This window comes from Mycobacterium sp., from assembly GCF_035274705.1.
In the GTDB taxonomy this organism is placed as follows: Bacteria; Actinomycetota; Actinomycetes; order Mycobacteriales; family Mycobacteriaceae; genus Mycobacterium.
Genome location: NZ_DATENY010000133.1, coordinates 1 through 11,446, shown reverse-complemented (window position 1 = coordinate 11,446; position 11,446 = coordinate 1). Strand labels below are relative to the sequence as shown.

General features: G+C 65.1%; 13 protein-coding genes and 2 pseudogenes. 9 read left to right on the top strand and 6 right to left on the bottom strand.

Annotated features, from left to right (window positions below):
• The 3 genes and pseudogenes from VJV41_RS27390 to gluQRS form a co-directional block, all read left to right on the top strand.
• Positions 1-175: pseudogene (locus VJV41_RS27390) on the top strand (aspartate aminotransferase family protein); the annotation flags it as partial.
• A gap of 29 nt (positions 176-204) precedes the next feature.
• Positions 205-573 (top strand): annotated as a pseudogene (locus VJV41_RS27385) (hypothetical protein).
• Positions 574-586: 13 nt separating this feature from the next.
• Positions 587-1,459: a tRNA glutamyl-Q(34) synthetase GluQRS gene (gluQRS, locus tag VJV41_RS27380; protein ID WP_414685068.1), complete on the top strand. Its 873-nt coding sequence runs from the start codon at positions 587-589 to the stop codon at positions 1,457-1,459.
• On the opposite strand, the gene VJV41_RS27375 is transcribed toward gluQRS, so the two are convergent.
• Positions 1,456-2,667, bottom strand: a complete 1,212-nt coding sequence (locus VJV41_RS27375; protein ID WP_325339140.1) for a saccharopine dehydrogenase family protein — start codon at positions 2,665-2,667, stop codon at positions 1,456-1,458. The two genes, gluQRS and VJV41_RS27375, sit on opposite strands and share 4 nt — an antisense overlap.
• Positions 2,668-2,700: 33 nt before the next feature.
• Here VJV41_RS27375 and VJV41_RS27370 point away from each other — a divergent pair, with 33 nt between their 5' ends.
• Positions 2,701-2,985, top strand: a complete 285-nt coding sequence (locus VJV41_RS27370; protein ID WP_325339138.1) for a hypothetical protein — start codon at positions 2,701-2,703, stop codon at positions 2,983-2,985.
• 19 nt (positions 2,986-3,004) lie between these two features.
• Here the strand turns inward: VJV41_RS27370 and VJV41_RS27365 are convergent, their stop codons facing one another.
• Together VJV41_RS27365 and tgt are read right to left on the bottom strand one after the other, a co-directional pair.
• Positions 3,005-4,228 (bottom strand): cytochrome P450, encoded by a 1,224-nt coding sequence (locus VJV41_RS27365; protein WP_325339136.1) that lies wholly within the window; start codon positions 4,226-4,228, stop codon positions 3,005-3,007.
• Between the two features lie 4 nt (positions 4,229-4,232).
• A complete protein-coding gene (tgt, locus tag VJV41_RS27360) occupies positions 4,233-5,474 on the bottom strand; it encodes a tRNA guanosine(34) transglycosylase Tgt (protein ID WP_414685070.1) in 1,242 nt (413 codons plus the stop codon).
• Positions 5,475-5,482: 8 nt separating this feature from the next.
• Between tgt and VJV41_RS27355 the strand changes: the two genes are divergently transcribed.
• Together VJV41_RS27355 and VJV41_RS27350 are read left to right on the top strand one after the other, a co-directional pair.
• Entirely contained in the window at positions 5,483-5,917 is a 435-nt protein-coding gene (locus VJV41_RS27355; RefSeq protein WP_325339133.1) for a lipoprotein LpqH, read from the top strand.
• Positions 5,918-6,127: 210 nt separating this feature from the next.
• Positions 6,128-6,619 carry a lipoprotein LpqH gene (locus VJV41_RS27350; protein ID WP_325339131.1) on the top strand — a complete coding sequence of 164 codons (492 nt, stop codon included), beginning with the start codon at positions 6,128-6,130 and terminating at the stop codon, positions 6,617-6,619.
• Between the two features lie 71 nt (positions 6,620-6,690).
• On the opposite strand, the gene VJV41_RS27345 is transcribed toward VJV41_RS27350, so the two are convergent.
• Positions 6,691-7,035, bottom strand: coding sequence for a DUF732 domain-containing protein (locus VJV41_RS27345; protein ID WP_325339129.1), 345 nt, complete (start codon positions 7,033-7,035; stop codon positions 6,691-6,693).
• Positions 7,036-7,084: 49 nt separating this feature from the next.
• Between VJV41_RS27345 and VJV41_RS27340 the strand changes: the two genes are divergently transcribed.
• Positions 7,085-7,456 (top strand): hypothetical protein, encoded by a 372-nt coding sequence (locus VJV41_RS27340; protein WP_325339127.1) that lies wholly within the window; start codon positions 7,085-7,087, stop codon positions 7,454-7,456.
• Here VJV41_RS27340 and VJV41_RS27335 read toward each other — a convergent pair.
• Positions 7,453-8,616 (bottom strand): sulfotransferase family protein, encoded by a 1,164-nt coding sequence (locus VJV41_RS27335; protein WP_414685069.1) that lies wholly within the window; start codon positions 8,614-8,616, stop codon positions 7,453-7,455. The genes VJV41_RS27340 and VJV41_RS27335 overlap by 4 nt on opposite strands.
• 112 nt (positions 8,617-8,728) lie before the next feature.
• On the opposite strand from VJV41_RS27335, the gene VJV41_RS27330 reads away from it, so the two are divergent.
• Both VJV41_RS27330 and VJV41_RS27325 read left to right on the top strand, forming a co-directional pair.
• Positions 8,729-9,304, top strand: a complete 576-nt coding sequence (locus tag VJV41_RS27330; protein ID WP_325339123.1) for a TetR/AcrR family transcriptional regulator — start codon at positions 8,729-8,731, stop codon at positions 9,302-9,304.
• The gene (locus VJV41_RS27325; protein ID WP_325339121.1) at positions 9,301-10,416 is read left to right on the top strand and encodes a DUF1214 domain-containing protein; all 1,116 of its coding nucleotides are present in this window, start codon (positions 9,301-9,303) and stop codon (positions 10,414-10,416) included. The genes VJV41_RS27330 and VJV41_RS27325 overlap by 4 nt, the downstream gene beginning before the upstream one ends.
• On the opposite strand, the gene VJV41_RS27320 is transcribed toward VJV41_RS27325, so the two are convergent.
• Entirely contained in the window at positions 10,370-11,116 is a 747-nt protein-coding gene (locus VJV41_RS27320; protein ID WP_325339119.1) for a cutinase family protein, read from the bottom strand. The two genes, VJV41_RS27325 and VJV41_RS27320, sit on opposite strands and share 47 nt — an antisense overlap.
• Positions 11,117-11,446 lie beyond the last annotated feature (330 nt).

Genomic DNA, 11,446 nt, shown 5'->3' with positions numbered 1-11,446 from the left:
GACGCCTGACCGTGCCGGCGCCCGCAGACTCGTCAACGCGCTGCGCGAACGGCACGTGCTGATTTCTGTCTGTGGACACGATGGCAATGTGCTGAAAATCCGCCCGCCGCTGGTGTTCTCCTCCGCCGATGTCGACTGGTTCTGCACGGAGTTCGAGGCGGTCCTCGCGGTTTAGCACGGCCGGGATGCGGGCACGCCTCCGGTATGTCCGTAACAGCATTTCAAGACCTGCCACTCGCTGATAGGGACCGCGGTTGGGACGGCGACGCCGCCGAGAAACGGGTCCGCGAGTGGGCTCACGCGCAGGACGAACCGAACGAGAAGTACCGCGACGCGCACGTCTGGTACGACAGCGACTAGAAGGACAACTCCACCGCATACAAGCTGTTGATCGCCGATGTCATCGACGACAAGCTACAAGTCGTACCGCGCGGTGTGATGGCGGCTGGCGCCATCATGGACGGTGCCCGCGGCGGCATCGACCTGCCGAAGGACGACGTCGACCGTATCAAGAGCCACCTCTCCAAGTACTACAAGAAGATGGGCGAAACGGCTCCGTGGGAGCGCGATTAGCTAGATTGCGAACGTGAACGCCGGCAGGTTTGCTCCCAGCCCGTCGGCTGATCTGCACATCGGCAACCTGCGTACGGCCGTGCTGGCGTGGCTGTTCGCCCGCTCGACCGGCCGCCGTTTCCTGATGCGGGTCGAGGATCTCGACGACCGCACCCACACCGATATCGCCGACCGCCAGCTCGACGACCTCGCGGCGATCGGCCTGACGTGGGATGAGCCGGCAGAGTGGCAGTCCGAGCATCCCGAGCGCTACGACGGCGTCGTCGACGAGCTGGCCAGCCATGGCTTGTTGTACGAATGCTTCTGCAGCAGAAGGGATATCGCGCAAGCACCGCGGGCACCGCATGCGCCGCAGGGCGCATATCCGGGCACCTGCCGCGATCTGAGCACGGCCGAGCGGGAAATACGCCGCCGCGAGACCGGGCGCCCGCCCGCACTGCGGCTGCGCACCGACGACATCGTGTACACCGTCCACGACCTGCTGCACGGCGAATACACCGGCATCGTCGACGACTTCGTCGTCCGTCGCGGTGATGGTGTGGCCGCTTACAACCTTGCCGTGGTTGTCGACGACGCGGTCCAAGGGATCGACCAGGTGGTGCGCGGTGACGATCTGCTGCCGTCGTCTCCGCGGCAGGCGTACCTGGCCAAGCTATTGGGCTATCCGGAGCCGACGTACGCGCACGTCGCGTTGGTGCTCAACGAGGACGGGGCCCGGCTGGCCAAGCGCGACGGAGTCGTGACACTCGCCGAGATCGGAGTGCAGCGGGCCGTCGCGGAGATCGCCGAGTCGCTGGGCTGGCCTTCGTCGAACATGAACGAGCTACTGGCACAGTTCGATCCGGCGGCGCTGCCGCGGCGCCCGTGGATATACGTTCCCGACTAAGCCCGAAGCTCTTTCTGGCCCCACGGTGAGCCGTACGTCGTGAGCAGCTCGAGGAACGGCACCGAGTCGAACGCCTCGGGGCCGAGCACGCCGCTTCCGCTCCACGTCCCGTTGGCCAGAAGCTCCAGCGCCACAACGGGATTGATTGCCGTCTGCCAGACGACGCATTGGTGACCGTATTCGGACATCGACCATTCGTTGTCGACGACGTGGTATAGGTAGGTCGACCGCGGATTGCCGTCCTTGCCGGTACCCGTCACCCACAGCCCGGCGCAGGTCTTCCCGCGCATCTTCGGTCCGAGCGTGGCGGGGTTGGGCAGGCACGCGGCCACCACGTCACGCGGACTGACCTCGACGCCACCGACTTTCACCTTCTCGATGCGGTCCAGTCCCAACTTGTGCAGCGTCTTGAGCACGTCGATGAACTCGGCACCGAGGCCGTACTTGAAGGTGGCCCGTTTACACTTCACCCAGCGCGGCATCAACAGCACTTCCTCGTGCTCGACGTTGACGCACTCGACCGGACCGATGCCGCCGGGAAAGTCGAAAACCTCTGGCTCCGAGAATGGTTCGGTGGTGAACCAGCCGCGGTCCGACTCCCAGATCACCGGCGGGTTCAGGCACTCCTCGATGGTGGTCCAGATGGAAAACGACGGTGCGAACTCGTAGCCCTCGACGGTCAGGTTCGATCCGTCACGGGTACCCAACTCGTCGATGTCGGAGAACAGATGGTCGGCGGCGTAACGCGCGAATACGTCCGACAGCCCCGGCTCGACGCCGATGCCCACGAGCGCGAGGCGTCCGGCCGCACGCCACTGTTCTTCGTCGGCGAACTGCTCGTCGCCGAGTTTGACTCCGGTCTGACTGTACGGATTCTCGGCATGACGCTGCGACAGGCTCATCGCCATATCGAGGTAGTCCGCCCCACCGGCCAAGGCTCCGTCGAAGATCGGCATCACGAATCGCGGATCGACTGCATTCATGACGTGCGTGATGTCGTGTCGGCGAACCAGTTCGGCCACCGCGTCAGCGGATGTGGCGTCGACCTGGGCCGCGGTGAACCGCGAATCGCCTACCGCATCCGCTGCCTGCAGGGCGCGTCTTTCGTCGTAGTCGCAGACCACGATCTGATCGAAGAATTCCCTACGCGCGGCGATGGAGCAGAACGCCGACCCCACACCACCGGCCCCGACTAGCAGGATTCGCATGCGCTAGACCGTATACGCGGTTCACACTGAGCCATGCCGATTCTGCACATCGAGCACGAGATCAGCGATTTGAGTTCGTGGCTCGAAACGTTCAAGAAGTTCGCACCGGCGCGCGAGCAGGCGGGCGTGCAACAGGCCGAGGTGTTCCAGCCACCGGACGATCCCAACTACATCGTCGTCAATTTACGGTTCGAAACCGTCGACGCGGCAAGCAATTTCCGTACGTTTCTCACCGATGTCATTTGGGCGTCGCCCGAGAACTCGCCTGCGTTGGCCGGCACGCCGACGGCCAGAGTGCTGACCGAAGTGAGCCTCTAGAGTCCGCGGGCATTACCCGCTAAACCGACACCTCCAGCGACGCCATTCCGCGCAAGGTCAGGTTCGGCTTGTAGACCGGTTCGCCGGCCAGTCGAGCGTGCGGGAAGCGGGCAGTCACTTTCGTCAGCGCGACGGCAGCCTCCAGCCGGGCCAGCGGTGCGCCGAGGCAGAAATGCGGGCCCTTGCCGAAGCCCAGATGACGGATGTTGTCGCGGTCGGGGTCGAACTCGCCGGGACGGTCGAACGCCAACGGGTCATGGTGCGCCGCTGCGAGCAAGAGCATCATCACGTCGCCTTTGGGCACCGTGACCCCGCCAATTGCCATGTCGTCGGCGGCAATTCGCCCCATCAATTGCACCGGTGGGTCAAAGCGCAGTGTCTCCTCGACCACCGCCGATACGCGCTGCGGTGAGGCCGCGAGCGACTTCCACTGCGACGGTTCACGCAGCATCGCCAGGATCGCGTTGGCGATCAGGTTCACCGTCGTCTCGTGTCCGGCAATCAAGAGCAGGTTGCACGTGGCGATGATCTCTTCCTCCGTCAGCTGATCCCCCGACTCCTCGACGTGGATCAGCCCGGACATCAGGTCCTCGCCGGGCTCGCTGCGTCGACGTGCGATGAGCTCACGCAGGTAGCCGCGCAGCCAGAGGCCGGCCTCGACAATCTCGTCGACGGTGTCGTGCGCCTCACCGGTGAACGTCACGACCGGATCCAACGCCTGGGCGAGCAGCGCTGACGCGTGGCTGAACTTCGGCTCGTCTTCGAGCGGCACGCCGAGCAGCCGGCAGATGACCGCCACCGGCAACGGGTAGGCCAGATCGGCGATCACCTCGAAACGTCCGGCCGCGGCCACCTCATCAAGCAGCGAATCGACCAACGCATTGATGTCGGATTCCAGCGCCTTGACGACCTTCGGCACGAACGCTTTGCTGACCAGCCTGCGCAGCCGCGTGTGGTCCGGCGGATCGAGGAACAAGAACCCGGGCGGGCCGAAACGACGGGGCTGCGCACCGGCGGCGATCTCGCGCTGCGCGGCGGTCGATTTGAGCCGGTCGCTGGCCGACGACGGATGCCGAAGCACATCGTCGCAGTCGGCGTATGACGAGAACACCGTCAGGTTCATGTCGGGCAGTTGCAGTGGTCCATGCTCACGGATCTGCTCGTACGCCGGATAGGGATCGGCTCGGTTGGCCGGATCGAGCAGTTCAAGCAGAAGCGTCTGCGATTCCGCAGTGGTCGTCATCTACTTATTGTGCACGCGTTGAGTAATAGCGGCCCAAAACGTCTGCACGCAGCTCGTCGAACTCGCCAACCCTGATCGATGCGCGAATCTCGTCGACGAGCCTGATGACGAAACGCTCATTGTGGATGGTGCACAGCGTGGCCGACAGGATCTCCTTGGCCTTGAACAGATGGTGCAGGTAAGCGCGGGTGTAGTGCGCGCACGTGTAGCAGTCGCAGTCCGCGTCGATCGGGGTGAAGTCGCGCCGGTAGCGGGCGTTGGTGATGTTGAAGCGACCGGTCGTCGAATACACCGCGGCGTTGCGTGCGACGCGCGACGGCGACACGCAGTCGAAGGTGTCGGCGCCGGCCGCGACGGCGTCGAACAGGTCGTCGGGTTCGCTGATGCCCAGCAGGTGGCGCGGTTTGTCGGCGGGCAGCTCGCTGGCCACCCAGCCGACGATGGTGGCGAGGTTCTGTTTCTCCAGCGCCCCGCCGATGCCATACCCGTCGAAACCACGCCCGTCTTCGCCGACGATCGTCGTCAGCCCGCGCGCGGCCTGCCTGCGCAGATCCTCGTATTGCGCACCCTGCACCACACCGAACAGCGCCTGCGGCGGCTTCTCCGGATGAGCCGCCGTGAGCCGGCGGTGCTCCACCAGGCACCGCACCGCCCAATCGTGGGTGCGCTGCACCGACGCTTCCTGGTAGCCGCGGGTGTTCACCAGCGTCGTCAGTTCGTCGAACGCGAAGATGATGTCCGCGCCGAGCTTGTGCTGGATACCGATCGACACTTCGGGTGTGAAGCGATGGATCGACCCGTCCAGATGCGACCTGAACGTCACCCCGTCGTCGTCGACGTGGGCAAGCCGTTCCTTGCCCTCGGCGATGATGTCGTCGGCCTGGACGCGTTCGGTGTCCATCGCCAGCACCTTGCGAAAGCCCGCGCCCAGCGACAGCACCTGAAATCCGCCGCTGTCGGTGAATGTCACGCCCGGCCAGTTCATGAACGCGCCCAGCCCCCCTGCCTCCTCCACGATGTCGGGGCCGGGTTGCAGGTACAGGTGGTAGGCGTTGGCCAGAATTGCTTGCGCACCAAGCTCTTTCATCGTCTCCGGCAGGACGGCTTTGACGGAGGCCTGGGTTCCCACGGCGATGAACGCCGGCGTGTGGATATCACCGTGCGGGGTTCGGATCACGCCGGCGCGGCCGAGCCGTCCGGGCAATTCCGCGTCAACGCTGAACAACGACTCGTCCACGTCGTAGATTCTGCACTGTGAACATTCGATGGACTGTCGCCGCGGCGACGATGCTGACGCTCGCCGGTTGCTCCTCGCAGCCGGACGGGCCCGCGCTACAAAAGGGTGAACTCGTCGCCGGCACCGCCAAGATCACCGTCAACGGCCAGGACATCGGCACCACCGAAGCGGTGCAATGCATGCCGGCCGGCTCGCTGACCACGATCTCGACCGGTGACCAGGCGTCGGGCATCACCGCGCTGATATCCAACAAGGACGAGCTGACCACCGAAGCCGTCGGAATCAACAACGTCGGCGGCTTCACGGGGAGCTACAACGCCGGGCTTGGCGGCAACGCGAAGGTCACGATGACCGGCCGCACCTACGACATCAACGGAACGGCCGACGGATTCAACACCGCCAACCCCAGTTTCCGAGCATCGGGCACGTTTGCGATCAAGGTGTCCTGCTAGGCCACGACCGGCGCGTCAGTATCGAAGCCGCTTGGTGTGTAAGGGAATTCGGCCATGCGCACGGTCCGCACGGTCAACCACAGCCAACGTCCAGGTGGTGTGCAGGCAAATTTTTCGGCCAATCGCATGTCCGCAGGTCAGCGGCAAACCATACTGGCCGAGATGATCCGCCGATCTTGACGGATCACGACAAACAAAAGGAGAACACTGGTGAAGCGTGGTTTTGTGATCGCCGTAGGCGGCGCGGCGATTGTCATCGCCGGTCTGTCGGGCTGTTCGTCAGATAAGAAGTCTGGGAGTACGAGCTCGGCAACAAGCAGCGCATCGGGAACTGCGTCGGCGAGTGCCACCGCAGCGCCCAGCGGCGGCGGCACCAAGGTCACGATCGACGGCCAGGATCAGAGCGTCAAGGGCACCGTCGTGTGCAGCGCGATGGGCGGAAACATGAACATCGCGATCGGCGACGCGGCCACAGGCATCGCCGCGGTGGTCAGCGAAGACGGCTCTAATGTGCAGTCCGTGGGCCTGGGCAATGTCAATGGCGTGACGCTCGGTTACCAGTCCGGCGCCGGCCAGGGCGAGGCCAAGGCCACCAAGGACGGCAAGACCTACAAGATCAGCGGCACCGCGACCGGCATCGACATGGCCAACCCCATGCAGCCAGTGAACAAGCCGTTCGAGATCGACGTCACCTGCCCGTAGTCAGGTACCTCTAGTTCAACGCGACGGCGGCGTCCCGAAAGGGGCGCCGCTGTTGTCGTGAAGGATGACCGTCAGGCCGGCAACGTGAATCCGGCCGCTGACTGGCGCAGCTGCCAGATCTGAGCGGGACACAACTCGTTGACGGCCTGGTTGATCAGGTAGGCGCCCTGGTAGTAGTCCGAGGTGTTGAAGTCGGCCTTCACCTGGTCGACGAGCTGCGAATAGCTCATCTTCGCCGCGACCCGGTCGCAGATGCTGTCGCCGTAGCCGATCGCAGCTTCGGCGTTCGGGAAGTTGTAGCCGGGCCGCACATGCACGTTGACGAGATAGGCCACCACATCCGCGTTTGCCGACGGGGCAGCGAGCGTCGCCGCCGAAAAGAGGCCTGCGAACAGGGCACCAACGATCAGCTTCATGTCGCGAAACCCTACCGCTCGCGGCGCGCGAAAACCTACGCTTGGGCCCATGAAACTCATGGCTGCAGTTGCACTGGCGTGTGGGTTCTTAGCGGCGCCGATGATAGCCACGGGAAATGCGTCGGCGTCACCGGGTTACTGCGACGGGGCGGCCTGTGTGCCGTATCTCGATCGCACCGCCGTGCAGGGCGAGCATTGCGTGGCGTCCAGCCGGTACATCTTCGGCGTCGACGCGTCGGGCAACACGCTGTACTGCGGCTCGAAGAGCGCATGGGCGCCGTCGGCGCCCATGGTCGGTGTGCGCACGTTGCGTCTGCCCTGTGGCCAGGACACGGGCGTCGCGCAGACGCCGGACGGTGTCCCGCTGTCATGCATCGGCGGCGCGTGGACTGCCGACTACAGCTTCGTCTACTACCGCTAGGCCAGGAACCGCTCGACGTACGGTGCGAACCGGGCGTGCAGGTCGTCCTCGTCGAGCCCGAACATTTCGGCCGACGTCGCGACCCGCCCGAGCCGCCCGCGCTGGTGGCCGGCCAGATACGCGGCCATCGACGCGCGGGCTTCGTCCGACAATGGTTCGCCGGCGAGGTCGTAGATCTGCTGGGCCAGACCAGGCTCGTCGGCCATGAAGTCGTCGAAGCGCACGTCGATTGATCGCTCCGCTCCGATCACCCCGCGATCGCGGACGAGCGCGTTGAGCATCAGTTCGAGCCGGTCGACCCACGCGGCGGCGATCTCTTGCACCGGGACCTCGCCGCGATGCATCCGAGCGGAGTAGGTGATCATCGCGAGCATCGACAGCACCACGGGAACCGGGTCGCGGTGCGTGCAGACCACGACCACGCCGGGAAAGACGCGGTCCAACACGGGCAGCTGCTCGAGGTGCTGCGGCGACTTGAGCAGCCAGCGTCGGCCGCCGCGCACGAACTGCAGTGCTTTGAGTTGAGTGGCGAGGTGCTCGTAGTGCGGCGTCTGATCGTGGGTCAGGTAGTAGTCGGTCCACCGCGGCACATGGGCCAGCGTCTCGAACAACATCGTCGAGAAGTCATTTGCGAGCAGCTGGATTTCTTCGTGGACATGTTCGGTGGTCATCTCGTGCATGAGCCGGAAGTGCGGCATGACGATGTCCATGACCTGCACGGCGACATCCATCCGCGCCATCCGGGGGTCCGGGTCGATGCCCACCTCGGAAGGCAGCGGGAACGGCTCGGCGCTTTCCCAGTACGGCAGGGTGCGAAATGTCGGGGCCGCGGCGAGCAGGTTGTGCAGATGCGTGGTGCCTGTCCGCGGCAGGCCTGCGATGACGATCGGCGGCAACAGCTCGATGTCGTGGATCTCGGGGTGCTGCTTCAGTAGCTCGGTGAGCAGCAGGCGGTTTTTCAGCATCTGCACCAGTTGCGAGTGGAAATTGACGATTCCAGGCGCGTGCATGTCTGCGATCTCGTGCAGCGCGGCCAGGTAGACGTCGAGGCGCTCGCGATAGTCGTCAGGACCGAAATCGTCGAGCCCGGTATCGGCTGTGGCCTTGGCGTGAAGGGCGTCCGGGTCGAGCGGACAGTCGGCCGCCATCAGGGCCATCATGTCGCGGATCTGCTGAGCCTCCGGACTGAATTGGGGCTCGGCGAGGTCGTCTAACTGGACAAATGCTGCTGTGGCGTCGGTCACACCCACTTATGTTACTGTGAGTTACGTAATGACGGTAGAGATTGGACGTCCTCGGGATCCACGCATCGACGGCGCGGTGCTGCGCGCGACGGTCGAGTTGCTCGGGCAGACGGGATATGCCGCGCTGTCGGTCGACGCAATCGCCCGGCGCGCGGCCACGAGCAAGCCCGCGATCTACCGGCGCTGGCCGAGCAAGGCGCATCTCGTGCACGAGGCGGTGTTCCCGATCGGCGAGGCGACCGAGCTGCCCGATACCGGATCGCTGGCCAGTGATGTACGCGAGATGGTCCGTCGCAGCGCGGCGGTGCTGACCACTCCGCCTGCGCGGGCCGCGCTGCCCGGGTTGGTGGGCGAGATGGCCGCCGACCTGACATTGCACTCGGCGCTGTTGGAACGCTTCAGCGACATCTTGTCGAGCGGCCTGACGGACCGCCTCGACGCCGCGGTCGCGCGGGGACAGGCCCGGCCGGACGCGACGGCCGCCGAACTGGTCGAGGCCGTCGCCGGCATCACGCTCTTCGCGCTACTGACTCACGGCACGACGCTCGACGAGGCCTGGATCGAGCGCACGGCCACCCTGATCACGAGAGGAATCAGCACATGACTCACGAATCGACCGCGGCGTGGGGAGAGCTGCTCGAAACCCTGGGCTCGTTGGATCGCTCGTTCCTCGAGGGCGACCGCGCGGTCACCGACGACCGGCAGATCGCCGACGGCTACCGCATGCTCGCGACCACTCTGGGCGTGGCCTTGGACACCTACCTGTTCTCCGAGCCGAGCCGGCCGCAGTTCGTCGAAGTGAATACGCCGTTCAGGCGCGACCGGCGATGGGGCGGCGACAACACCGACGCCTACTACCACCTCTGCCCGGTCGATCCGAAGCGGCGCTACCGCATCAGTGGAAACCGCGGCGACAGCGTGTACTTCTCGGTGACTGCCTACAACGAGCCGTCGCCGGGCGCATGGTCCGACAGGATCGTGGCCATCGTGCGCGACGACGATCTCGACATCGACGCGGCGGGCAACTTCTCGTTCGAGCTCGGGCCGACGCCCGACGCGGCGGTGCTGATGACCCGTGACTACCAAGCCGACCCGCTGACCGGCCGGCCCGTCAGCTGGCACGTCGAGGCACTCGACGAACCTGACCCGATCCGGCACGGCGACGCCGAGACTGCGGAGGCGTTACGCGCCAGCGCGGCTTGGCTTCGCACGATGTTCGCGATCGTGCCGCTCGCAGTCGCGGCGCGGGTCGAGGACGAGCATGCGCTCGGGCACGAAGTCGCCCATGCCGCAAACCAATTCGCTGAGCCGTACCAGGTGCCCGATGCCAACTTCGGATGGTCGGCCCGCGATGCCTGCTACTCGTACGGCAGCTTTGTTCTCGAAGACGACGAGGCGCTTGTCATCACGCACCGCCCGCCAAAATGCAGGTTCTGGAATCTCGTGGTGTGGAACCAGTTCATGGCCACCCATAGCGTCATCGACGCCCGCAGCTCGATCAACGGTCACAGCGCGGTGCTCAACGCCGACGGCTCGGTGACGATCGTCATCTCGCGCGGGATGACTGCACACCCGAATTCGCTGACGACGCTCGACTATCCGAAGGGCAACTTGGCGTTCCGGTGGTTTCTGGCCGATGAGGTTCCGGTCCGCCCGGAGGTGAAGCTGGTCAAGGCGTCGGAAGCGCCGACGGATCCGTCGCACTCGCGGAGCTGATGACGGCGCTTGCTTGCGGGGCGCCCCCCGAAAGCCGTTGGGCGATAAAGTGCGCCGCCTGATCCGCGAGTCCCGCTTCGACATAGATGCGATGCGCCGCGACGTCGCCGCCGGGTGAGCACACCGGGTCGGCGCCGTTGCACAGATCGATTGTCTTGTCGGCGTACAGCGGGTTCGCCACGGGCGACGGCCCGCCGATCCGATTGGCCGGGTTGCCGAAGACTGCTACGGCTGCAATGTGGTTCGCCATGCCGGCCGGCATCGGGTTGGCGTAGCCGAATAGCGGTTGCCCATCCGAAGTGACGAGATCGACGACGGCTGCTCCTTGCGAGTAGCCGCCCAGCACGATCTTCGTGTTCGGGCATGTCGCGGTGATGTTCTGGACCCGCACGCTCGCATCGTTCGCGCCGTCCGTTGCGCGCAGGAAGTCGTGGGACGCCGGGTAGTCGACAGCGTCCACGGCGATCGACTTGTTTCCGATCAGCGGTCGCAGCGCATCAACTAGTCCCTGGCCCACACGCCCAACCCCGACCGGCTCACCGGTTCCGCGGGCGAATACCACCTCGACTGCCGGACATGCGTCGGCTGACGCAGGCGGTGCGGCTGTTAGCAGAAGACTTGCCACCGCGGCGGCGACAGTTCCGACGCCCGCCACAAGCCGGCGTGAAAACGCCCTGCCAGCTAGCTCGTTGATGCCCATTTCCCGACCCTCCACCCGCGATTAGTTCAGTGATCTAACTGACTTGCTATGGCGGTAAACGCGGGGGGTGAGCTGCACCATTCCGGGTGTGGGGACGGCCACATTGGCCGGCCGGGTGTGACCTACATGCCGTCAGCAATTGCTGACGGCATCGAGTAGGCACCCGGGGAAGAAATTGGCGGTGGCGGAGGTGTCGTGTTTCAGGACATACGCATAGGGTGTCGCAAAACATCGGAATAGGTTCGCGGGGCGAGCGTCGGCGGTATGTCGAAGGCTCGTCTGGTTATCACCGCGGTCGTTGTCGAGGGTCGCAGCCAATCCGATGTCTCC